Source organism: Helicobacter canis, assembly GCF_008693005.1.
Lineage (GTDB): Bacteria > Campylobacterota > Campylobacteria > Campylobacterales > Helicobacteraceae > Helicobacter_B > Helicobacter_B canis.
Map to the genome: position 1 here is coordinate 115,280 of NZ_VXKE01000006.1, position 23,882 is coordinate 139,161.

Consider the following 23,882-nt stretch of genomic DNA (forward strand, 5'->3'; position numbering starts at 1 on the left):
GATCACCATACCGCCCAAGGTGCGCTGCCACTAAGCCACATTTGTGTCAGGTCATTTTTGTCTTTCAAAGTGTCCATACACTTCCAAAATCCGCTATGCTGGTAGGTGTAGAGCTGCCCGTCTTTGGCTAGATTTTTCAAAGGCTCTTGCTCTAGGATAGTCATATCCCCAAGCCCTGCGCGCTCTATATACTCAAGCACCCTAGCCTCGCATACGAAAAATCCCCCATTGATCCAGCCGCTTTGCTGCGCGCTAGCATCGCCTCTGGGCTTTTCTACAAAGGTCTTTACAGCATTGGTGCTAGGCTCTATCTCTAGTGCGCCAAACCGCCCCTCTGGCAGCACAGAAGTCATACTCATAGCACCTTTGTGGGATTTGTGGAAGTCTAAAAGCGTGTGGAGATTTATGTCGCTCAAACCATCGCCATAAGTGAGCATAAAGCTTTCGTTGTTGATATAAGGCTTAGCGTGCAAGATCCTGCCCCCGGTTTGGGAGTCCTGCCCGGTGTAAAGGAGCGTTACACGCCAAGGCTCGTGGCGATTGGCGTGGATCTGCAAGGAGTTGTCCGCTAGATCGATGGTAATGTCGCTGTAATGCGTGTAGTAGTTTAGGAAGTATTCTTTGATGATATGCCCCTTATAGCCTGTAAGGATAATAAAATCACTAAAGCCATAGTACGCATAAATCTTCATAATATGCCACAAAATCGGTCGCCCGCCTATTTCTACCATAGGCTTTGGCTTAAGCCCTGTCTCTTCAGCGAGCCTTGTGCCAAGACCGCCGGCTAGGATAAGGACTTTCATAGGGCTAGCCTTTGGGGTTTGTTGAAGGATTCGGCTTTTGGGCTAGAATCGTGGATTGCTTCGCGCGTGCGGCGGTTACATACGCCAAGTATGCGCCCTTGCACGCGCTCGCAAAACCCCGATTCTATCTCCAAAATCCTAGAATCCTTTGCTAGCGTTTTTAGATTTTGTGCTTCACTCCTAGAATCCACTTTTTTACTAGCGGCGTTTGGGTAAAAAACGCAAAATCCTACCGCTTGCGAGTCGCTTACATTTGGGGCGTTTTTTCTGTCATTGCGAGCGGATTGAAAATCCGCGCGGCAATCCATACTAGAATCTACTTTTTTGCTTTTTTGTGCGTTATGTGTGGATTGCCACGCCACTGCTTCCGCAGTGTCTCGCAATGACGGCAAACTAGATTCTAGTGCGATATGGGATTCTAAGATTTTTGCGCTAAAAACGGCGTTTTGCGAAAACGAGAATTTTACTTGAAGTTGCTCGCGGAAAGATTTTCGCGCTAAAAATGGGGCTTCGCAAGGCGATTCAAGGGATTTACCTTGCGTGGTAATGAGCGCAGAATCGCCGCAGCGATCGCCGTTTTTAGCCGGAAAGCTAACGCGTGCTAGCTTCCCCCCCCCCCGTTTAACAGCAGCAACCATACCAACCACACAATCCACAAGCAGCCCTTAAGTTAAAGTAAGTAAGCGCAGATTCTAGCACATTACTTTTAATATCTAGCCAAGCCCTATGCTAAATCGCGCGCGAGCTACGCACCATCGCTGCTCACGCTACCTTTGCGCAGGGAGTTCCCCACAACAAGCAGCGACGATAGACTCATACTAAGTGCCGCCACTAGCGGTATCACAAACCCACATAAAGCCAGCGGGATTAGCAGGGCGTTGTAGGCTAGACTTATGGCTAGGTTTTGATAAATCCTAGCATAAGTCTCCCTAGCGATACCAAAGCCTGCTTGCAAGCTAGCTAGACTATCATCTAGCACGATCACATCACTTTGAGCGATGGCTATATCACTCCCAGCCCCCATAGAGATCCCCACATCAGCGTTTTTGAGCGCGACGATGTCATTAAGCCCATCGCCTATCATCACTACACTAGGATCTTCGCGCCAGAGCCCCTTGCCCCTAGGCGTGCTTAAGGCTTCTTGCAAATCCTGTATATATTGCGCCTTTTGCGCTGGGAGCAAGCCACTATGAAACTCCCTAATCCCAAGCGATCTCGCCACAGACTCTACCGCGCCAGCTCTATCACCACTAAGCAGCACGACTTGCTTGCCATTGCTTTGTAGATATGCTACAAGCTCTTTCGCCCCATCTTTTGGCTCATCGCTGATGTAGCAAATAAGCTTAAGTGAGCCATCTATAGCATAGCCAAACACGCTCATAGCGTTTAAGGGCGTTGGCTTTTGCGCGCTTTTGCGGGAGTCTGCGGCGTGGGCTTGCTCATTACCGACAAGGTAAATCCCTTCGCCCACGCCTTGACAACCCACAAAATCATCGCAAAATCCTACCGCCTGCGAGTCGCTTACACTTGGAGCGTTTTTGTCAAAACTCCTAGAATCTTGTGCTAGCTCGTTTAGAGTTGGGGCGTTGTTTCTGTCATTGCGAGCGAGCGCGGTAGCGGTTGCGTGGCAATCTACACCAGAATCTACTTTTTTGCTTTTTTGTGCGTTATGCGTGGATTGCCACGCCACTGCTTCCGTAGTATTTCGCAATGACGGAGAGCTAGAATCTAAAAAGTTAGATTCTAGCTCGGTTTGGTTTTTGCTTTTAGTTTGTTTTTCTTCAAAGATTCTAGGAATTGCGGTATTGCTTTCGTAGTTTTTAGCAAATTTTGTGGCAGAGCTAGACTTGTGGTCTGCGGTTGCCCCAAAATTTGCTAAATCTGCGGAATGACTACCCAACGCCGAATCTCTCACGCCACTATCTAGCAAAAACTCTACACTCCCTCCCACTACCTCCACCCCTCCACATCTCGCCCTTATCCCCCTAGAATCCACCTGCACCACCGCGCCTAGCTCCACTGCTCCGCTTGGGTGGAAGCACTCTGCCACAGCCATTGATATGGGGTGGGAAGAGAGCCGCACAAAATGCGCTAGCACATTTTCATCAAACTCCCCAAATCGCTCCATATACTGCACCTTTGGGCTGCCCTTTGTGAGCGTGCCGGTTTTGTCAAAGACCACCGACTTTGCGCGCGCTAGCACTTCTAAAAACCGCGCTTCTTTAAACACCAGCCCAGCCCTATACGCGCGCGAGATCCCCACCACACTAGCAATAGGCGTAGCAAGAGCTAGCGCGCAGGGACAAGCGATCACAATCACAGATATAGTGATAATAAGTGCTTGATCAAACCCAGAATCCACCCACCAATACACAAACCCACCTAGCGCGATGAAAAGCACAAAGCGAGAAAAATACTTCGCCAAGCTATTGGCTAGATTCTGTATCCTAGGGGCAGAGCTTAGGCTCTCTTCTAGCAGGGTGATAATCTTACTCATCGTAGAATCCACATACCGCTTACGCACTTCATACACAAGCGACTTTTCTAGCACAATGCTCCCAGATAGCACTTCTTCTCCACTTTTCTTGCCTACGGGCAAGCTTTCCCCTGAGAGCGAGCGCATATCTAGCAAGGTATCACTGCAAGCCACCCCATCACAAGGGAGCATTTCTCCCACAGCAATATGCACCCGCTCACCTATGCGCAAGTCTTTCACATCGCAGGTTTGCAAGCTCCCAGCGCGCTCGACTCTAACCATACTTGGTAGGATAGTATGCAGCTTATCAAGGCTATCGCCAGCAGCGCGCCTTGCACGCATTTCCAAAAACTTCCCACTAAAGACAAAGAGAATAATCATCGCCACCGATTCAAAGTAGCTCTCCCCACTGCGCGTAATACTCGCATAAATTGAGTAGATAAATGTCAAGCTCGCCCCAAAGGCGACCAAAAAGTCCATACCGATATAGCCCTGCCTAAGCCCATAATACGCCCCGGAGAAAAACACCCTCCCTGTATAAAACAGCACCGGAGTAGCAAGCAAGCAAGCGATGAGATTTAGCACATCTTTCATCAAGGGCTGCATACCATAGAAATACCCCACATACTGCGCGATAGCCACCATCATAATGCTCATCGTGCAAAACACCCCCACCACAAAGGAGATAAAAAAGCTCCTTTGTGTTTGCGCTAGCTGCTCTTCTTGCACTTTTGGGTCATAAATGTGGGCGATATAGCCGATAGATTCTATAAGCTCAAAAATCCTAGATAAGCTAATTTGCGCGCTATCAAAGAGAATTTTTGCTTTGTTGTTTGTGTAGTTGATAGAAGCCTTTTTAATACCCTTTTGCATACTTAGGATATGCTCATTAAGCCATATACACGCCGCGCAGTGAATGCCCCCTATCACAAGGCTTACTTCATTAAGCTCTCCCATTTTTGCTGTGTGCTGCTGCAAAAAGCTAGGCTCATCAAGGTAGCTAAAATCTACGCGCCTTTGCTCTAGGGGGGTTAGCGTTACTTCACCTAATCGCTCATAGAACCCGCCAAAGCCACTTTGGTGCAAAAGCTTATACACGCTCTCACAGCCATTGCAGCAGAAATACACATCATTGCCACTAGAATCTTTGCTATGTGAGAGCTTAGAGAGTGGGAAGCTACGCTGACAATGCGAGCATTTACAAGAAGTGCTAGCTTGAGCGAAGTCTTGCAAGCTATACCACCATCAATGCTAGCAGGGCGCACTCGCACAAAGTCGCCTTGGTGCTAGGTGGGGTTGCGCCCTTTGTGCCACCAAAGCTTGTGTGCCTTGCCCCTGTGTGCTTATCATCGCGCCTAGAAGCTAGGATAAAGGATAGGAAAAACCCAAGCATACCTCCGCAAATCACTTGCGTGATCGTGTGTCTTTGAGCGTGGATTCTAGAGATCCCAACCACACTTGCAATCGCTAAGGCTGGCAGCCCCAAGCGCAGCCCATAACGCTTCTGCAAAAACCCTACCGCCGCAAAGGCTGAAGCCGTATGCCCACTAGGGAAGCCCTCGAAATTCTCTCCATCTGGGCGTTTGGATAGGCTTTGGATTTTAGGACTTAGGGGTGCGCTATAATGCAAGGCATATTTAATCGCATAGGTGCTAGCCACCACTGCTACATAGCCTACAGCCTGCTGCCTAGCCCCCACAAAATCGCGTAAAAAAATCGCATAAGCAAGGCTTGCTGCCGGCAAGAACTGCGCCACATCGCCAAACTCACGCAAACTAATAGAGCGCACAGAGTCTATAAAAATATCTTGCTTCTCCTGTGTCTGCTCTACTTGGCTAGCCACTAGGCTGGCTACTAGCACGCTTAGAAGCAATAATGCCCTTATATACATACAAATCCTTAGGGGTAAATTTGGCGCATTGTAGCGCATATCAAGGGACTTGCGCAATCTCTTAGCGCAAAGTGGCTGCATCGATTTGCTCTAGGATTTGGACCACGCGCAAAGTGTGCTGCGCTAATTCTGGGCATATTTGCCCCTGCGTGATCTGGGCATAAAAATGCGCGATTGAAGAGATGAGTGGCGGAGTTGCGGGCAGTTCAGCTTGGCTAGAGAATTGAGCTTTGCTGGTTTTTGGCGTTGTCTTGTCGCTGGAGGATTCGGCTTTGCGCGATAAATCGGCGATTCTGCACGATTGTCTGCGGTCATTACCGCTAAGGTAACTCCCTTGCCAATCGCTTGAAAGCCCCGATTTCTCATCGCAATTCCTAGAATCCTTTGCGGAGTTGGCTAGAGTTTTTACTTCACTCCTAGAATCCACTTTTTCACCAATCGCGCTTCTTCTGTCATTGCGAGCGGATTGAAAATCCGCGCGGCAATCTACACTAGAATCTACTTTTTGCGCGGTATGGCTAGATTCTAGCTTTGTTTGGGATAAAGTCCTTTCAAGGGGGGACGGGGGGGCTTGAATTGGCAAGCTCGACTCCCTTATCCCCCCCTCTTTTTTCACTCCTTTTGCCCCCAAGCCAAGGGCGACGCTTTCAAGGTTGCACGCTTTGCGTGCGCCATTGATTTGATTGGATTCTGTTTGCGCAGAATTGGATTGCCACGCCGATGAATCGGCTCGCAATGACGGAGAGCTAGAATCTAAAAAGTTAGATTCTAGCTCGGTTTGGGTTTCACACTCAGCTCCTTTTTCTTCTTCAAGGATTCTAGGAATTGCGGTGGGGCTGTGGGAGCTTTGCGGATTTTTGGGAAGGTTAGCGACCTTGGCGGTCGTGCCTTTCACAAAATTTTCAATCTTGTCAAATTGCTCACCCAAGACCGAATCCACGGAAAATAAGGTAAGCTTATTTTCTGCCACCTCATCATACACCCCCACCCCCCTTGTCCCCACAATCACCATCTCGCGCACCTTTTTAGGAGAGAGCCACGAAGTATGGATAGAGATATGTGGCTCTCCAGCACCGCTAAACCCTATATCCGCTAAAGCGAGATAGCCACTTACATCAACAAGCTTTACACAAGGCTTCATCTGCTCTAGCACGCTAGAACCTAGCACATACGCTAAAATCGCCACATCGTGCAAGGCAAGATCCCACACCACGCTCACTTCTTTTTGAAATCGCCCAAGACTTGCGCGCCTTGCGTGGATAGAGTGGATCTGCCCAAACTCTTGGATATGCGCCCTTAGCCACTGCACCGCTGGCGCATACAAAAAGATATGATCACAATGTAGCACCACGCCCTGCTTGCTGGCTAGCTCATAGAGCAGCGCGCACTCTTTAGAGCTTAGTGCTAAAGGCTTTTCGACAAAGATATGCTTCTTAGATTCTAGGGCGGCTTTAGCTAGGGGGAAGTGGCTAGCAGGTGGGGTGATGAGAAAGATGGCTTCTATCTGCTTATCTGCCAGCAAGGCTTCATAGCTAGGATAGATATGTAAATGCGGGTAAGCTTGGCGCGCTTTTTGCGCATTATCTAGGCTGCTATCATACACGCCTATAAGCGTAAAATCTGCCCTTTGTAGCAGCCTTGTGCCATAAGGCTCTAGCACGCCTAAATCCCGCGACTCTTGCGCACTTGGCTCGCACATTGCACTTAGCACCTTCTCCCCCCAATATCCACACCCCACAAGCGCGCATTTCATCGCTATAAGCCTAGATCCCTAACCACACTGCCTAAAAGCATTGTGTCTTTAGTCTGCGTGATTTGCACTTCATAGAGCCCGGGAGCAAGCGTGCTAGAATCCACAGAGCTAGAATCTAGGCTAGATTCTAGCGCGATCTCATTGATCAATATCTCACCATCAATTTCTAACCCCCATCTGCGATCCCTAGCACTATAAAAATACTCACTTATGGCACTTTTAGATTCTATAAATGCCTGCACTCTCGCACCTTGCAAGGCTTTAGCGCGCTCTTTTGCCTGCTTGGCTAAAAGCTTTTGCAAGATAGTGAGCCTAGCGTTGGCTATTTTAGCAGGGACTGCGCCACTCATTGTGTGTGCTAGCGTGCCTTCTTCACTAGAGAAAGCAAAGAGATTGACACGATCAAACACCCCTTGCGCTAGAAACTCGCGCAGCTGCTCAAACTCGCTCTCACTCTCGCCCGGATGCCCTATGATAAAGGTGCTACGCAAAAACGCATTTGGCGCGGCTTTCATAAGCTTTAGCAGCTCTAAGACTTGCGCGGCTGTGTGGTTGCGGCGCATTCGTTTAAGCATAGGATCTGCGATATGCTGCATAGGCATATCAAAGTAGTTTTGCACGATGGGTGAGTCAATCATCGCTTCGATGAGCTTGGGGCTTGTGGTAGTTGGGTAGAGGTAGTGGATTCTAGCGTTTTTGGCTAGATTTTGAGAATCTAGGGCTTTTATGAGCTGGATTAGCCCATCTGCTTGCCCTTGATCGCGCAGGTAGGAGCTAGAATCTTGGGCGATGAAGCTAAAATCTACAAAGCCTTCTTTAGAGAGATTTTCTACCTCTTGCAAGATAGATTCTATGCTTCGTGATTGTAGCTTGCCCTTAAAGCTTGGGATCGCGCAAAAGGAGCAGCACTGGTTGCAGCCCTCTGCTAGCTTGATATAGGCGTGTAGGCGTGAGTTTGCGATGACTCGCTTATGCTTCTCATCTGCTAAAAAGACCTTATCGCTGCTGGATAGAATCTTAGATTCTAGGGGTGCAAGCTTAGGGCTAGGTGGCGCACTAGGGGCGGCAAAAAAGCGCGGGAGTGCGAAGCCCTTTTGCTCTAAGAGCACATCAATCTTGGCATAATCACGCACACCGATGATTAGATCTATCTCTGGGATTTCTTGCTCTAGCTCTTTAGCATATCGCTCGCTTAGGCAGCCGCTTACTACAAGTAGTGCGCCCTTTTTGCGCGCATTTGCCGCTTCTAAAATCGTTTGGATACTCTCTTGCTTTGCCGCGTGGATAAAGCCACAAGTATTGATGATAATCACATCTGCTTGGGTGATTTCATCACTTATTTCGCACGCGCTAAGCCGCCCTAGCATAACCTCACTATCGACAAGGTTTTTAGTGCAGCCAAGAGAGATTAAATGCAGTCGTGGTCGCATAGCTAGAGTATTTCTTGCTTTTTTAGCGCGCCAAAAAAGCTCGCATTCCCCGCGCCATCAAAGCTTCGTAGCCCAAGCGTATCCAAGCTTAGCTCTAGCGCGTTTATGGCATAGCTTGCTTCATAGATGTGGATAAGCCCCATATGATTGATACGGAAAATGCTATCTTTGATATGGTCTTGCCCAGCAGCGACATTGACCCCTAGAGCTTTCATACGCTGGCGGATTTTAGCAGAGTCTGCGTGGGCTATGGCACTCATCGCTAGGGCAGGAGATTTGGGGTAGAGAAATAAGCCTAGCGCATTGATCGCTTCTCTTGTAGCTAGGGCGATGGCTTTGGTGTGGGTATATGCTTTGGCAAAGCCCTGTGCTAGCAGGCTAGAATCTAACTCTTGTGTAAAAGTGGATTCTAGGGCGGAGTCTAAGTTGGTATTGGCTAGGGCTTGGACTATTTCAAAATACCGCACAAGCCCGCTGATAAGCGTGGTAGGCGCAGTCCAAGCGGTGGTGTTTTTGCGCTGGTTTTTTAGCTCTGTAAGGAAGCTGAAGTATAGTCCGCCCCTATGCGTGGGGCGAACTTCTAGCACTTCTAATGCTCGTTTTGAAAGCCCGATAATACTCATACCCGGTGGCAGCATAAATGCCTTTTGACTCCCGCCAATCAGGACATCAATATGCGTAGTATCAAGTGGCTCAACGCCCATAGCCGTAATGGCATCAGCGATAATGATAATATCCTGCCTATATGCTTTCACTTCGCGCGCGATTTGCTCTAAAGGCAGGCGCAAGCCCCCAGCAGACTCACACACCTGCAAAGCTAGGGTATCAATGCTAGGGTCGCTCTGCAAAGCTTCTAGCACTTCTTGTGCGCTTATAGGCGTATCCCACTCCTTTACAAGCTCGGTGTGGGGGAGATTGTTTGCTAATGCGATCTTCCCCCACCTTTGCCCAAACTTCCCGCAGCTAATGCTAAGTAGCTTGCTGTGGCAAAACTGCAGCACGCTTGCTTCCATAGCTCCTGTGCCACTACTTGCTAGTAGAAGCACTTCTTCCATATTGAGCATAGTTTGTAGCCCAAGCCTTGCCTTGGCAAAAATGCTCTCAAACTCTTTGGTGCGGTGGTGGAGTGTGGGGGTCGCCATCGCTTGGCGGATAGATTCTGGCGTGGGGGTTGGTCCGGGGGTGAAAAGTAGCATAGCAGTCCTTATCGCGCTAGATTTGTGAAGGGGGATTATATCATTTATTATATAATGCCAGCCCAGCGTTGCGCTGGCATTGGCTTTGCCATTTATCACACAAAGCCAAATCCCTAGAATCTAAAAGGACATTATGATGAAAGCACTCCTTAGCGTAAGCGACAAAACCGGCATTGTAGAGTTTGCTAGAGAGCTTGTGGGGCTTGGGTTTGAGATCCTATCCACAGGTGGGACGCTTAAAACCCTTCTTGATTCCAATATACAAGCCACAGAAGTAAGCTCCTATACGCAAAGCCCAGAGCTCTTTGATGGCAGGGTCAAAACACTGCACCCTAAAATCCACGGCGGCATTTTGCACCGCAGAGATAATGCCAAAGATATAGAGCAAGCAAAAGCCCATAGCATAGAGCCAATCGATCTTGTATGTGTCAATCTCTATCCATTTTATGAGACAACACAGCGCACTAATGACTTTGATGAAATTATAGAAAATATCGATATAGGTGGTCCTAGTATGGTGCGCGCCGCGGCAAAGGCATATAAATCTGTGCTAGTCATCACTAACCCTAGCGACTACCCAGCAATCATCAATGCCCTAAAGAATGGGGGAAACACCCTAGAGCTTAGGCGGCAGATGATGATAAAAGCCTTTAGCCATACAGCCCACTATGATGCGACCATTGCTAATTATATGAATACACGCTTTTGTGAAGGCTTTGGGGAGAGCGTGTTTATCAGCGGTAAAAGAGTGCTGCAAACGCGCTATGGTGAGAATCCCCACCAAAAAGGCGCGCTCTATGAGTTTGATAGCTTTTATAGCACAAATCTCCATATCCTAAAGGGTGAGCCAAGCTTTAATAACTTTACAGACATTGCTAGCGCGGTGCGTTTAGCAGCTAGCTTTGGAGACAAAAAGGCAGTAAGTATCATCAAGCACGGCAATCCTTGCGGCTTTGCGATGAAAGATAGCCTGCTAGAGTCCTACCAAGCCGCGCTAGCGTGCGATAGCATAAGCGCGTATGGAGGTGTGGTCGCAGTAAATGGCGTGGTGGATAAGGCATTGGCACAGGAGATGAGCAAGACATTTATCGAAGTGCTAGTGGCAAGTGATATTACCCAAGATGCGCTAGAGATTTTCGCGCCCAAAAAGAGAATGAAAATCTTCACCCTTCCATACCAAAGCCCGCGCGCAAACCATAGCCAGAATCTAGATTCTAGCTCCTGCGCCAATGCGCTAGCAGGATCTATGCCAGCACTAGCCCTACCGCTAGACCCTATGGACTTCAAGCATATTGGCGGGGGGTTTGTCTATCAGCAGAGTGATTACATCACAAGTGATGAGGTAGCAAATGCCAAATGCCAAGGCAAGGTTAGGGCAGATTCTAGCACGCTACAAGACTTGCATATCGCATATATCATCGCCGCACTTACTAAATCCAACTGCATAGCCTATGTCAAAGATGGCGCGCTGCTTGCCATTGGTATGGGTATGACAAGCAGGGTCGATGCCCAGCGCGCTGCCCTTGCTAAAGCGCGTGATATGGGGCTTGATACCACAGGGTGTGCTATGGCAAGTGAAGCATTTTTCCCATTCCGTGATAGTGTGGATCTAGCCGCACAAGCAGGTGTAAGTGCCATAATCCAGCCCGGTGGTAGCCTGCGCGATGAAGAAGTCATAGCTGCGGCAAATGAGCATAATATCGCGCTTTACTTCACCGGCGTGCGACACTTTTTGCACTAGAATCTAGCAAATGATCCCAAAGACCTTACACAAAGAGTGGGTAGAGCTTTTGGCTGATGAGTTTGATAAGCCATACTTCACCTATATTATTAAGCTTTACGCCCTAGCCAAATCCCACGCCACCATCTTCCCCCCTAGTGATAAGACTTTCCACGCACTCAATCTCACGCCGCCTTCACGCGTGCGCATAGTGATCCTAGGGCAAGACCCCTACCACGGCAGCAAGATGATCGATGGCATAGAAGTCCCCCAAGCTATGGGGCTAAGCTTTAGCGTGCCTAAAGGCGTGGCTATCCCACCAAGCTTGCGCAATATCTATAAAGAGCTAGAATCCACTTTGGGCATAACGCCCCCAAGCCACGGCGATCTAAGCGCGTGGGCGCATAGAGGCGCACTACTGCTAAATGCGATCCTTAGCGTAGAAAAACACAAAGCCGCCTCACATAGACATTTTGGCTGGGAGAACTTTAGCGATGCAATTATTAGCACGCTTTCAATGCAGTATAAAGGCATTGTCTTTATGCTTTGGGGCAATTATGCGCGCAAAAAGGCGGCACTTATAGATTCTAGCAAGCACTGCATTATAGAAGCGGCACACCCAAGCCCCCTAGCACAAGGATTTGTAGGCAGCGGGGTATTTCTACAAGCGCAAAATGCGCTTCAGGCAATGGGCAAAGAGCCATTTGACTGGAGTCTTATCTAACTACCTAGAATCTACTTTTCAAGCGATTCAGTCTTGGGTGAGCAATGCGGTTGATTACACGATTTTTATGGCAGTCATTACCAATCTAGGTAACTCCTACCCTAAAAATCGTGTAAAACAGCCACAGCCCCACCGCAAAACCAGCGAAGCGGTGCAAGGCGTAGCCGCAGCAGGTTTCTTTAGAAATCTTAGAATCGTTTTTTCACAATCAATCCCAAACCTAGAATCTACTTTTTCTTGGTGCTTGCTTGCGGGCTTTGGCGTTTATGCTTGGCTGGCGCGCTGGGCTTTTTGGCAGGGCTTTTGGTGGGATTTTTTAGCATAGAGTAAGCCTCTAGCCTACGCAAGATCCGCTCAAAGCCTTTAGAGTCATTGGCATAGATTCTAGGGGAGTAGTCATTGTAGCTTGGTGTGGAGCTAATGCTTACTGGGACTACACTATGCACTAGCACAAAGTCCCCTAGCTCATCGACTCTCTCCACGCCTTTGATAAAGGGCTTTTGCAAGTAGGCTTCTTGTGCGCACGCATCAAAGCGCAGATCTTCCATAAACTCGCGCCTTTTGCGCGCAGAATCTAGCTTGATAAAGCGCGTTTGATAGATCATACTATCTTTATCAGCTGGGTTTTTCGCTCCACCATAGATGAAATTCCCTAGGCTATAAATGATTTTTTTGCCCTTGTATGTTTCTACACCTTGCAAGACATGGGGGTGATGCCCCACTACCATATCCGCCCCAGAGTCAATAGTGAAGCGCGCTAGCTCTCTTTGCGCGGCGTTAGGATAGTGCTGCCGCTCCTCCCCCCAATGAAAGGTGAAAATCACTAGCTCCGCGCCCTGCTCCTTTAGCAGTTTAATCTCTCTTGCCACTTGGGGCTTAATGCCTAGATTCCAGCCCCTATGCCCAGCTAGCCCGATCTTTATGCCATTGACTTCATAGATATGCACAATCCCCTCCCCAAAGACAGCAAGACCTTGCGCGCGTAAATGCTTAATCGTATCTTCAAAGCCTTCTTTGCCATAATCACGCGAGTGATTGTTGGCAATATTCATCGCCTCAAAGCCTGCAGTAGTTAGAATCTTGGCATATTTTGAAGCACCTTTGAAAGAGAAGGGCTTATCAAAGGCATTTTTCAGAGACTTATCACTAAGCACACCCTCCATATTGCCAATGCTTAAATCATCGCTTTCTAGCACTTCGCGCACCCCTAAAGAGAAATACCCCAAATCCCCACCCACTTCGGCAAATTTGGCATTAAATGTCGCCCCAGAGCTGCCCTTATAATCCCCTAGCACATTATCGCCCACAAAGCTTAGTAAGGCTTGGGGCTGCAAGTGTGGCACGCACGCTTGCGATGTGGTTAGGAAGATTTTCTTACTCCCTAGACTAAGGTCTTGGGGCTGCAAGCGCGTGGGGGCGTCATCGTATTTGGGAGCGCACGCGCTGATATAGGCTGCTATGCTTACTATCCCCACAAAGCGCACCAAGTAGTAGAATCCACTTTTGAGCAGGGGGTGTCCGCGTGGCGATATGATGGCTTTCATTCTTTCATAATCTCTAGAGCGCGGAGAAAGCTTAGCGATTCTAGCTGCATACCTGTGGTCATATTTTTAAGCGTGAAAGTGTGGCTTATAAACTCATTTTCCCCGATGATTAGGCAGTATTCGTGCCCTTTATTGTTAGCATAAGTTAGCTGCTTTTTAAGCTTTTGGGCTTGGGGATAGACTTCTGTGTAGATTCCACTGCGGCGCAAGGACTCCGCGACTTTATGCGCAAAGCCTAGATAAGAGCTATCCATACACGCAATAAGCGCGCGCGCACTTGTGCTCCTACCCTGCAGCAATCCCAGCTCCTCTAATGCTGCTAGCAAGCGATCTAACCCAATGCTCGCCCCCACACCGCTTAATGGCTCTTTAGAAAAGGACTTTGTGAGATTATCATACCGCCCACCAGAGCAGACACTGCCGATATTTTTAAGCCGATTGAGTGTCGTCTCATACACAATGCCTGTGTAGTAGCCAAGCCCCCTAGCGATAGAGAAATCCACGCGGCATCTTGACTGATCCATCTCAAGGTTTTTTAGGATAGAAAACATCTCTTCAAGCTCTTCTAAGCCCTTCTTCAGCTCATCATTCCACGCTTTCATATACGCCACAGAGTCTAAAAACTCATCAATAGCAATGGTCTGGTGCATTGTGATAATGCCCAGCACTTCGCTAATCTTACTAGAATCCACAAGCTCTTCTAGCTCCTTTGCTACACCTTCTTGCCCGATTTTTTCTAGCTTATCAATGGTGCGCAAAAATCGCTCAATCTCTGTGATACCAAAGTGCTTGCAAATCCCATTTAGGATACTTCTGTGATTGACCCAAATGGTAAATTCATCAATATTTAGCGTGGCTAGGGAAGCATAAATGACTTGGATAATCTCTGCATCACAGCCGATAGAATCACTGCCGATAAAGTCAAAATCACATTGCGTAAATTCCCTATATCTGCCCCTTTGCGCTCTCTCTCCGCGGAAGACATTCCCAATAGCAAAGCGTTTAAAGGGCAGATCAAGCTCATTTCTATACTGCGAGATAAAGCGCGCTAAAGGCACGGTTTGGTCAAAGCGCAAGACGACATCGCGCCCGCCGTGATCCTTGAAGCGATATAGCTCTTTTTGTATCTCATCGCTCCCATGTTTGACCAAAATATCTGCATACTCCAAGTGCGGAGTCTCTATAGGCGCAAAGCCAAAGCTCTCAAACACACTAGAGAGCTTTTGCAAAAGCTTCTCCTTTGCCATTGCTTCTTTAGGGAGGCGATCGCGGAAGCCACTAAGCGTGCGCGGAACGATAAGCGATGTATCTGCCATATACTACTCCAAGCCAGAATCTAAAGGCGCGATATTACAACAAAGTTGCTAAAATTATCATTTAGCTAGGCAAGCACGCAAGCCACACAACCCACAAAGGAGACCCCATAGAGCCTACAAGCCCAGCCCCCATAATCACTATGCGCCTGCCAAATTGGCTAGGTGATGGTGTGATGAGCACACCTTGTATCGAGCTGCTCTTAGCGCGCTTCCCCAATGCCAAGCTTTGCTTAATCGCACCTAAGAGTATCCTAGAGCTTTTTAGCGCAGATTCTCGCATATATGCTTGCTTTGAAGACTCTACAAAAAAGTCCAAAAACCGCCTAAAAACCACTTGGCAGCTAGGGCGTGCGATTAGATCTAAGCTAGAGCGTGAAGGTGGCGTAGATATAGCTATAACGCTTACTAATCACTTTTACAGCGCGCTTTTGCTCTATGCCTGTGGGGCTAGAGTGCGCATAGGCTATAAGCGGGGTGTTGGCAATATGTTTTTGACCCATAAGCTAGCTAGGGCTGGGGGGCCTCATCAGGTGGAGAGCTATGCGCGCTTGCTTGATCTACTCCCACAAGCAGAATCTAAAACGCTAGATTCTAGCCCAAAATCTGCGATCCCACCGCTGCGACTTTGCGCAGCACCTAAACAGGCTTTAGACTCCAAGCCCTTGCGCATAGGGTTAAACCCGGGCGCAGCCTATGGAAGTGCTAAATGCTGGGACAAGGAGCATTATGCGCGTGTGGGAGCGCACTTTGCGGCTTTGGGGGCGGAGGTGGTGGTCTATGGGGTGGAGGCGGATAGGGAGCTAGCGGAAGAGATTGTTGCTTCAATAGATTCAGCTTTGGGTAAGAGGGATTCGGCTTTGGGTGAGCAATGCGGCAGTGTTGCAAAAATTGTGAAAGGCACGACCGCCAAGGTCGCTAACCTTCCCCAATTTTTGCAAAGCTCCCACAGCCCCACCGCAAGTCCTAGAATCTTAGAAGAAAATCAATCGTCATTGCGAGCGGTATCCGCGAAGCAATCCACACTAGAATCTAGCGTGCAAGTGGATTCTAGGGGGGACCATTCTACTATCGCAGAATCTATGGATTGCCACGCGGATTTTCAATCCGCTCGCAATGACAGAAAAAACGCCCCAAATGTAAGCAAGCAGCCAAAGGATTCTAGGATTAACAAAAACGCTCAAAATGTGTTTTCTCCAAACGCAGATAGGCGGCAGGATTTGGGTGATAAAAATGGGGCTTTGCAAGGCGAGTCAAGGGCGCATACTTGGGCGTATGTAACCGCCGACTCGCCGCAGCAAAACAAGGGATACCGCTCGGCGTTAGCCGATGTTTCTTTAGAATCGCCATTTTTAGCCCAAAAGCCAACGCCAAAAATCACAAACGCTTGCGGGCAAACAACTATCCCCACCCTTCTCCAAGAGCTGCAAACCTTGGATCTCTTCATCACCAACGATAGCGGCTCTATGCACATCGCAGCAGCCCTAGAAGTGCCTATGGTGGCAATCTTTGGTCCTACAAATATGACTGAAACTGCGCCGTGGCGGGCTAAAAACTGCATTTTGCTAAATCTCAATCTCCCCTGCGCGCCGTGCAAAAAGCGCGTATGCCCGCTAGGTCATCACAAATGTATGAAAGATTTGCGCCCAGAAATGGTGATAGAAGCTGCCCACAAGCTCCTAGAAGCTCGCCAAGCCTCTAGCAATCAAGCCCAAACTTGAGATTAAGGAGAATCTATGCTGATTGATTTTGCCCATCAAGGAGCTTTGACCAAATATCGTATCCTTAGCAATACCATTACCCCACGCCCTATCGCGTGGATTAGCACCATTAGCCAAAGTGGCACAAGCAATCTAGCTCCTTTTAGCTTTTTTAGCGTGGTGAGCTCTAATCCTGTGGTGTTTAGTCTATGCATTGGCACAAAGTCTAATGGCGAGCATAAAGACACCTTGCGCAATCTCTTAGATACAAAAAAAGCTACGATCAATCTAATAATGGTAGATTTGCTCCCCCAGCTAGAGCAAAGCTCCCAAGAGCTACCCTATGAGAGAAGCGAGGCAAGTGTATTTGATATTGGCTTGCAGGCGGTGCATCCGCAGTATCCGCCCATAGTCCAAGATGTCAAAGTGGCGTATTTTTGCGATTTAGTAGAGACAAAGAGCTTTGGTGGAAGTGATATAAGCGTGTTTTTAGAAGCAAAGGAGTGCTTCATTGATGATATGATTTATAGAGAAGATCTGCGATTTTTGCCGCCGCATTTAGGGCGCGTGGGGAAGTATTATCTACAAGCAAGTGAGCTAATCGACCCTAAAAAGCCCTAAGGCTTTGGCTCTCTTTTGGGCTAGGAGCTAGATTGGCTTGCAACGATAATAAAAGTGGATTCTAGGCTTATTGTGCGCTACTTTATTGCGATAAATGTCGCAAAATTCACCCATTTAAACAACACTTCCACACTAGCAAACCCCGCTTCTTTAAGTAAGGCAAGATTTTCCTCTAAGCTATAGGGCACAAGCACATTTTCTAAGGCTTCTCTTTTAGCAGAAATCTCGCTTTTGGTGTAGCCATTATGGGCTTTGTATTGGTGGTAGTAGGAGATCATTTGCGCATCAAGGCTTGGGCTGTGGCTTATGGTCTTTTCACTAAGGATTAGCACGCCACTAGATTCTAGGGCATTATGCAGCGTGGCAAGAAGCTTTGCGCGCAGGGGCGGGCGGATAAACTGCAAGGTGTAGTTAGCGATGAAGCCTTGCGCACTTTGGTAGGGGAAGTCCATAATATCTGCGCAAATGAAGCTAATTGCCGCATTATATGCCCTAGCCTTTCGGTGGGCTTGATCAATCATCGCTTGAGAGCTATCTAGCCCGATCAGCTCGCCGCTTACTTGCTCTCTTAATGCTAGCAGGGTGTTGCCCGTAGAGCAGCCTAGATCATAGATTCTACCCTGCTTAGCAAAGATGGATAAAAAGTCAATGCAGAGCTTTTGGGTATCTTTGTAGTAGGGGATTGATCGAGCAAGCATATCATCAAAGACACTTGCGACTTCTTCGTTAAAGACAAATTTATGCTGTTTTTTGCTTTGAAATATTCTATCTTTTGCCATCTTGCGCTCCAAAAGCTGCGATTATAGCAGGTAAGCCTATATGGCGATTTAATATCACGCGAGTTTTAAGTATAATGTGTCCTTTAGATTCTACACAAGGCTTCATTATGCAATTTATGGCAAATTTTAAATGCAACCACACCGCACACTCTGTGCAAGAGTATTTCACTACTTTGCGCACGCTTGGGTTCTCACAAGAGTTCTTACGCGAGCACGAGCTTGTGTTTTTCCCATCATTTCTAAGCTTGCAAGCCGCGAAAGACTTCGCACCTTTTGGGGAAATCGGCGTGCAAAATGCCTACCCCGCCTTTAATGGAGCTTTCACAGGAGAAATTGGCGCACAAGCCCTAGAATCTATGCAGGTGCGCACCATACTCATTGGGCATAGTGAGCGGCGAAGCCTGCTAGGCGAATCGCAGGAGTGTGTCGCAGAGAAGTTTGCGTTTTTTGCTAGGCTTGGATTTTTCATCGTGTATTGCGTGGGAGAGCCTTTGAGCGTGCGCCAGCAGGGAGAAAAAGCCGTGCAAGACTACCTACAAGCGCAATTTGCAGGTATAGATTTAGAAGCCACGCGCGTAAGTGTGGCGTATGAGCCCATTTGGGCGATTGGCACAGGCAGAAGTGCTAGCGTGCAAGAAATCGCCCAAACGCACGCATTTTTACGCACCTTGACACAAAGCCCGCTTCTTTATGGCGGTAGTGTCAATGCTGGCAATGCTAGAGAGATTCTCTTAACCCCTAATGTTAATGGCGTGCTAGTAGGCAGCGCATCACTAGATGCCAAAAGCTTCCATACAATCACACAAAGCGTGCTTTTATAATCTCTATCTATAAAAGGAGCAGTATGCAGCCTATTTTTCTCTCTTCTATCATCGATATGCTTGGTATCACAAGCACCATTACAAGAGACTTTCAAATCTCTGCCCTAACGCCCCTAGAGCACGGGACACAAGATGATATAAGCTATATCGATCAGCCCAAATACTTCGCCGCTCTGCCTAGCTCACAAGTAGGCGCGGTGCTTGTGCGAGAGCGCGACTACCTAGCGCATAAAGAGCTTTTCCCACCCCATATACAAGCCCTATTTGTCCCAAATCCACACCTAGCCTTTGCCAAACTCTCGCAATGCTTTGCTCAAAGTGAGTTTGCCAACCCTTTAGAGCCTACACTCTATGACCCAAGCAAGCCCACAGACTCCCAAAGCGCGCATATCCACCCAAGCGCGCAAATTATGCAAGGGGTGCATATCGGTGATAATGTGCATATCGGTGCTAGAAGCTGCATAATGCCCGGTGTCGTGCTAAGTGATGGCGTGCGCATTGGCGATGATTGTAAAATCTATCCAAATGTCGTCATCTATCGCCAAAGCATTATAGGCGATCGTGTCAATATCCACGCGGGCAGCGTGATTGGCAGCGATGGATTTGGCTATGCGCATACAGATTCTGGGGAGCATTGCAAAATCGAGCATAATGGCATTGTAGAAATCGGTGATGATGTAGAAATAGGCGCAAATGTTACCATTGATCGCGCAGTATTTGGAGTAACGATGATTAAGCGCGGCAGTAAAATCGACAATCTTGTGCAAATCGGGCATAACTGCATAATCGGCGAGCATTCACTGCTTGTCTCACAAGTGGGGCTTGCTGGCTCTACAACCACAGGGCGCAATGTGATAATGGGCGGGCAAGCAGGCACAGGCGGGCATATACACATTAGCGATTTTGTGCAAGTGGCGGGGCGTGGAGCTGTGGGGAAAAACTTACCCCCAAACACCAAGTGGGGCGGACACCCGCTAATGCCACTTGATGAGTGGATGAAGTTCTATGTCTCACTAAGAAGAATGCTGAAAAAATCCTAGATTCTAGCCAAGCCCATAGAATCTAGGCACAATTGCCACGCTGGTATTAACTAATCAGTGGCAAATAAAGTGCGTCATTAAGGCTTTGTAGAGATAGCCGGCTTAGATTCTAGGCTTAGATTCTAGCTAGAATCTAAATTTGACTCTCTGGGAAAATACGCATAAAGAAGTTCAAAGTCCTTAGCCACAATGTCGTATCTGGCAGGTGTGTTACACATATATCACTATCACCTTCAGGGCTGTTATAAGCGCACCACTTAGTCTTTTTCCCATCAAGCTCGATATGCCACGCGCCTTGCATATCAAGGTGGATAAGCTTAATGCTCTCTTTTGCAAACTCTTCATTATCAAAGATCGCTACCACTTCAGTATTGATGATACTTGATCTAGGGTCTAGGTTGAAGCTCCCAATCCACGCGATTTTCTTATCAAACACAAGCGTTTTGCTATGTAAGCTCGCCCCAGAAGTTAGCTTGCCTTTGACTTGGATTTTGCCAGCACTTTTGCGGTATTCATACACCTGCGCACCCATTTTCACAAGCTTATCTCTATATCGCTCCCAGCCTGCATACACAGGCAAAGAGTCCGTGCTTGAGAGAGAGTTTGTAAGCACAAACATCGAAATCCCTTTATCAATACACTCTTGCATTTCTGCCAAGCCTCTTTTGCCCGGCACAAGATAGGCTGAAGAAATATACATAGAATCTGTCGTGCTTCGTATAATGTGCTGCAAAGCTTCATAGACTTTGCTTGTGGGGTTTTTGGCATCGATCTTTTCTGGTAGATCGGCGATTAGGCGGGCATTACCCCAGTAGATTGTATTAGCGCGGCTTTCATACTGCTTGACAATTTGCACGATGGTTTGCTCATACTGATCCCACTCACTAGAAGACGCCTCAAGCCCTGCTACAATCTCTTCATAATGCTTCATAAACTTCTTCATCTTGCGCTTTGATGGCAGAAGCTCCACAGGGATAGCGCGGTGATACTCCCAATACTGCTGGAAGCTCTCTCTTGCTTGCCTAGCAATCACACCGATGAAAAGCGCGTCTGTATCGGAGAAATTTACATCTTCTTTGTTGTTGAAATAGTTATCCGCGATATTGCGCCCGCCGATGATAAGCCCCACAGAATCTGCGATAAAAAGCTTATTGTGCATACGGCGATTGATGCGATTAAAGTGCAAGATCATCTCTGGCAAGCGCAAAAGCTTGATTCTATTGCGATAGGGGTTAAAGATTTTGACCTCGATATTTGGGTGGTTATTAAGCGCGATAATATCAGAGTAGTCAGAATCTAGCCCATTATCATCAACAAGCATTTTGACTTTCACGCCGCGATTAGCCGCTAGCCAGATCTCGTGCATTAGCACGCGAGAGGCAATGTCGTTTTTATATATATATGTCTGTATCTCTAGGGAGTAGCGTGCTTTGCGCACCAAGGCTGCGCGCTGCAAAAACGCGCTTGAGCCATCAGCGATAAGCATAGCCCCGCTAGAGCTAGGCGAAGATGAAAGCTCCTTGGCATAAGGCGTAGCTATGGGAGAATCTAGCGGATCAAATACTGCAAAGCCACTGGATTCTAGGGGGTTTTTGAGATAGCGCGTTGAGGGCACGATAGAAGCACAGCCTGCTAAAATAAAAAACAAGGAAAACACAATTAAAGCTATATGCGTATCATTCATTACATATCCATAAGCTATTGAGATTGCGCTCTATGCGCGATAACTGCACGAAATGCGCGCGTTGTGGCGAGCGCAAATTATAGCAAATCGCGGGCAAACCACAAGAATTTGCAAAAATTGCTACAACTTTTTGTGCCTTTGACCGATTATATCTCTGTCAAAGGCAAGGAAGCCTTGAAGACATAAATTTCAAAAAGGAGTTTCAAATGGCGTTTCAAATTAACACCAACATCAACGCTCTTAACGCACACGCGCAGAGTGTCGGCACTCAGCTAGGTCTCAAAAATTCTTTGGAAAAATTGAGCTCAGGTCTTCGTATCAACAAAGCAGCAGATGATGCTTCTGGTATGATTATCGCGGACTCTTTGCGATCTCAAGCAAGTGCATTGGGACAAGCGATTTCCAACACCAATGACGGAATTGGGATTATCCAAGTTGCGGATAAGGCGATGGATGAAATGTTAAAAATTCTTGACACAGTCAAAGTCAAAGCTACTCAAGCTGCGCAAGATGGGCAAACAACAGTTTCAAGAAAAGCGATCCAAAACGACATTATCCGCTTGATCCAAGGTCTTGACTATATTGGTAATACCACTTCTTACAACGGACAGGCTTTGCTCTCTGGTCAATGGACGAACAAAGAGTTCCAAGTGGGTGCGTATTCTAACCAATCTATCAAAGCCTCAATCGGTTCTACCACTTCGGATAAAATCGGTCAAGTGCGCCTAGAAACAGGAGCGATGATCACTTCCTCTGGCGATGTTGCCTTGAAGTTTAAAGCAGTCGATGGTGTCAATGATGTCCAGCTAGAATCTGTGAAGATCTCTCACTCTTCAGGCACGGGGCTAGGAAATCTTGCTGAAATCATCAACAAAAGCTCTGATAAAACCGGAATCCGCGCAAATGCGATCGTGCATTCTACTTCTAACGAAGAAATTAAAGCGGGCGACTTGCGACAGCTTGTTATCAACGGCTTTACACTTGGGGATATTATCGGCATTAAGCAAGCTGACTCTGATGGGCGACTTGTGCAAGCTATCAATGGTGCCACTGCTGAGACAGGCGTTGAGGCTTATACGGACAATGAAGGTAAGCTAAATCTCCGCAGTATCGATGGTCGTGGGATTGTTGTTACATCAAACAATCAAGGTGCAAACACTCCTAAAGCGATTGAAAAGATCAATGATCAAGAAATCGAAGGGACTACAAAAGATGGTGTGCCACAAGGTGGCTCTATCAACTACGGACGCCTAGCGATGACTCGCCTAGATTCTAGGGACATTATCGTATCTGGGACAAACATTAGCTCCACAGGTTATGGTCAAGGTCAAGATGTCGCCGAGTGGGTTGCTAACTTGCGCGATGTTTTAGGTGTGTTTAATGAAGCCGTGCGCTCTGCTGCTGGTGGGAATGAAAACAACGCTGAAGCTTTGAATAACAGAATTCTAGGTGCTGGTGTTACGACACTTCGAGGTGCGATGATTGTTATGGATATTGCAGAGTCTGCTGGAAGAACACTTGATAAAATCCGTGCGGATCTTGGTTCTGTGCAAGGGCAAATGCAAGCCACAGTTAATAACATCACCATCACTCAAGTGAATGTTAAAGCAGCTGAAAGCCAAATCCGCGAAGTGGATTTCGCAAGCGAATCTGCTGAATTTAACAAATTTAGCATTCTCGCACAAAGCGGAAGCTACGCGATGAGCCAAGCAAACGCTGCGCAGCAAAACATCTTAAGGCTACTTTCTTAAGTGCCTACGCCTTTGGACTTGGGAGCTTCCCAAGCCTGAAGCGCGGGACTCTTTCTCCCCCTTTTCTCACTTCTCTACTAGAGTTTTTTGTTTATACATTTAGATTCTAGCAGGCACTTAGTCTTTAGAGCTTGTATCCCATAGCTTCAAAGCAGAATCTATATCGATATGGCAGTAGCCTTGCGGGTTAGCTTGCAGGTAGTTTTGGTGGTAGGGCTCTGCTAGGTAGAAATTTTGCAAGGGCAGCACTTCTGTAGCAGCCTTGAGAGCATTTTGCTGCTCCCAGAGTTTAATGCGCTCTTGTATCACCGCTTCATCGCTCTCTTGCAGATAATACACGCCATTGCGGTATTGTGTGCCAATATCGTTGCCTTGATAATTAAGCGCGGCTGGGTCAATGATAGTAAGCAGCCTATCGACAATTTCACTAAGCTCTAATTGCTTCTCATCATAGACAAGCTCTAGTGCTTCTACCGCGCCACTACGCCCAGAGCAGACGATCTCATAGCTGGGATTTGCAATCTGTGAGTTGGCATAGCCTACACTGGATTCTAGCACGCCAGCCACGCGTGCAAAATACGCCTGTATCCCCCAGAAGCACCCGCCAGCGAGATAGATTTTGCGCATAGATTCTAG

At 47.7% G+C, this 23,882-nt stretch carries 20 protein-coding genes; 8 read left to right on the plus strand and 12 right to left on the minus strand.

All coding sequences use genetic code 11. The annotated features are described in order from the left end of the window. Positions 1 to 2 precede the first annotated feature (2 nt). The 7 genes from rfbF to F4V45_RS02505 all read right to left on the minus strand — a co-directional run bounded on the left by rfbF (position 3) and on the right by F4V45_RS02505 (position 9,549). On the minus strand, positions 3 to 803 hold the full coding sequence (gene rfbF, locus F4V45_RS02475; protein WP_150336907.1) for a glucose-1-phosphate cytidylyltransferase: 801 nt from the start codon (positions 801 to 803) through the stop codon (positions 3 to 5). Beyond that, the gene (locus F4V45_RS02480; RefSeq protein ID WP_150336908.1) at positions 800 to 1,459 is read right to left on the minus strand and encodes a hypothetical protein; all 660 of its coding nucleotides are present in this window, start codon (positions 1,457 to 1,459) and stop codon (positions 800 to 802) included. The genes rfbF and F4V45_RS02480 overlap by 4 nt, the downstream gene beginning before the upstream one ends. Positions 1,460 to 1,548: 89 nt before the next feature. Continuing rightward, positions 1,549 to 4,512, minus strand: coding sequence for a heavy metal translocating P-type ATPase (locus tag F4V45_RS02485; RefSeq protein ID WP_150336909.1), 2,964 nt, complete (start codon positions 4,510 to 4,512; stop codon positions 1,549 to 1,551). 1 nt (position 4,513) lies between these two features. Beyond that, positions 4,514 to 5,170, minus strand: coding sequence for a phosphatase PAP2 family protein (locus F4V45_RS02490; protein WP_170235131.1), 657 nt, complete (start codon positions 5,168 to 5,170; stop codon positions 4,514 to 4,516). A 61-nt stretch (positions 5,171 to 5,231) separates the two neighbouring features. After that, complete coding sequence (locus F4V45_RS02495) at positions 5,232 to 6,923, minus strand: Gfo/Idh/MocA family protein (protein ID WP_150336911.1); 1,692 nt, start codon at positions 6,921 to 6,923, stop codon at positions 5,232 to 5,234. 2 nt (positions 6,924 to 6,925) lie between these two features. After that, positions 6,926 to 8,353 carry a 30S ribosomal protein S12 methylthiotransferase RimO gene (gene rimO, locus F4V45_RS02500; RefSeq protein ID WP_150336912.1) on the minus strand — a complete coding sequence of 476 codons (1,428 nt, stop codon included), beginning with the start codon at positions 8,351 to 8,353 and terminating at the stop codon, positions 6,926 to 6,928. 2 nt (positions 8,354 to 8,355) lie between these two features. Then, positions 8,356 to 9,549: a pyridoxal-phosphate-dependent aminotransferase family protein gene (locus F4V45_RS02505; RefSeq protein ID WP_150336913.1), complete on the minus strand. Its 1,194-nt coding sequence runs from the start codon at positions 9,547 to 9,549 to the stop codon at positions 8,356 to 8,358. Positions 9,550 to 9,685: 136 nt separating this feature from the next. On the opposite strand from F4V45_RS02505, the gene purH reads away from it, so the two are divergent. Genes purH through F4V45_RS02520 form a run of 3 tightly spaced genes read left to right on the plus strand, consistent with a single transcriptional unit; the run spans position 9,686 to position 12,318 of the window. Next, on the plus strand, positions 9,686 to 11,290 hold the full coding sequence (gene purH, locus F4V45_RS02510; RefSeq protein WP_150336940.1) for a bifunctional phosphoribosylaminoimidazolecarboxamide formyltransferase/IMP cyclohydrolase: 1,605 nt from the start codon (positions 9,686 to 9,688) through the stop codon (positions 11,288 to 11,290). Between the two features lie 10 nt (positions 11,291 to 11,300). Next, complete coding sequence (gene ung, locus F4V45_RS02515) at positions 11,301 to 11,993, plus strand: uracil-DNA glycosylase (protein ID WP_150336914.1); 693 nt, start codon at positions 11,301 to 11,303, stop codon at positions 11,991 to 11,993. Further along, positions 11,974 to 12,318, plus strand: coding sequence for a hypothetical protein (locus F4V45_RS02520; RefSeq protein ID WP_150336915.1), 345 nt, complete (start codon positions 11,974 to 11,976; stop codon positions 12,316 to 12,318). The genes ung and F4V45_RS02520 overlap by 20 nt, the downstream gene beginning before the upstream one ends. Here F4V45_RS02520 and F4V45_RS02525 read toward each other — a convergent pair. Both F4V45_RS02525 and hisS read right to left on the minus strand, forming a co-directional pair. After that, a complete protein-coding gene (locus F4V45_RS02525) occupies positions 12,221 to 13,537 on the minus strand; it encodes a CapA family protein (protein ID WP_150336916.1) in 1,317 nt (438 codons plus the stop codon). The two genes, F4V45_RS02520 and F4V45_RS02525, sit on opposite strands and share 98 nt — an antisense overlap. Then, positions 13,534 to 14,853 carry a histidine--tRNA ligase gene (gene hisS, locus F4V45_RS02530; protein WP_150336917.1) on the minus strand — a complete coding sequence of 440 codons (1,320 nt, stop codon included), beginning with the start codon at positions 14,851 to 14,853 and terminating at the stop codon, positions 13,534 to 13,536. The genes F4V45_RS02525 and hisS overlap by 4 nt, the downstream gene beginning before the upstream one ends. A gap of 173 nt (positions 14,854 to 15,026) precedes the next feature. Between hisS and F4V45_RS02535 the strand changes: the two genes are divergently transcribed. Both F4V45_RS02535 and F4V45_RS02540 read left to right on the plus strand, forming a co-directional pair. Beyond that, a complete protein-coding gene (locus tag F4V45_RS02535; RefSeq protein WP_246144981.1) occupies positions 15,027 to 16,571 on the plus strand; it encodes a glycosyltransferase family 9 protein in 1,545 nt (514 codons plus the stop codon). Positions 16,572 to 16,586: 15 nt separating this feature from the next. After that, positions 16,587 to 17,171 carry a flavin reductase family protein gene (locus tag F4V45_RS02540; RefSeq protein ID WP_150336919.1) on the plus strand — a complete coding sequence of 195 codons (585 nt, stop codon included), beginning with the start codon at positions 16,587 to 16,589 and terminating at the stop codon, positions 17,169 to 17,171. A gap of 77 nt (positions 17,172 to 17,248) precedes the next feature. Here F4V45_RS02540 and cmoA read toward each other — a convergent pair whose 3' ends face one another. Next, a complete protein-coding gene (gene cmoA / locus F4V45_RS02545) occupies positions 17,249 to 17,950 on the minus strand; it encodes a carboxy-S-adenosyl-L-methionine synthase CmoA (protein ID WP_150336920.1) in 702 nt (233 codons plus the stop codon). A gap of 107 nt (positions 17,951 to 18,057) precedes the next feature. On the opposite strand from cmoA, the gene F4V45_RS02550 reads away from it, so the two are divergent. Beyond that, positions 18,058 to 18,771, plus strand: a complete 714-nt coding sequence (locus tag F4V45_RS02550; RefSeq protein ID WP_150336921.1) for a triose-phosphate isomerase — start codon at positions 18,058 to 18,060, stop codon at positions 18,769 to 18,771. Positions 18,772 to 18,803: 32 nt separating this feature from the next. After that, a complete protein-coding gene (gene lpxD / locus F4V45_RS02555; RefSeq protein ID WP_407925323.1) occupies positions 18,804 to 19,811 on the plus strand; it encodes a UDP-3-O-(3-hydroxymyristoyl)glucosamine N-acyltransferase in 1,008 nt (335 codons plus the stop codon). Positions 19,812 to 19,944: 133 nt separating this feature from the next. Here the strand turns inward: lpxD and F4V45_RS02560 are convergent, their stop codons facing one another. Further along, positions 19,945 to 21,495: a phospholipase D family protein gene (locus F4V45_RS02560; protein WP_150336923.1), complete on the minus strand. Its 1,551-nt coding sequence runs from the start codon at positions 21,493 to 21,495 to the stop codon at positions 19,945 to 19,947. 206 nt (positions 21,496 to 21,701) lie between these two features. Between F4V45_RS02560 and F4V45_RS02565 the strand changes: the two genes are divergently transcribed. After that, the gene (locus F4V45_RS02565) at positions 21,702 to 23,246 is read left to right on the plus strand and encodes a flagellin A (protein WP_150336924.1); all 1,545 of its coding nucleotides are present in this window, start codon (positions 21,702 to 21,704) and stop codon (positions 23,244 to 23,246) included. Between the two features lie 117 nt (positions 23,247 to 23,363). On the opposite strand, the gene msrA is transcribed toward F4V45_RS02565, so the two are convergent. Then, positions 23,364 to 23,873: a peptide-methionine (S)-S-oxide reductase MsrA gene (msrA, locus tag F4V45_RS02570; RefSeq protein WP_150336925.1), complete on the minus strand. Its 510-nt coding sequence runs from the start codon at positions 23,871 to 23,873 to the stop codon at positions 23,364 to 23,366. Positions 23,874 to 23,882: the final 9 nt, after the last annotated feature.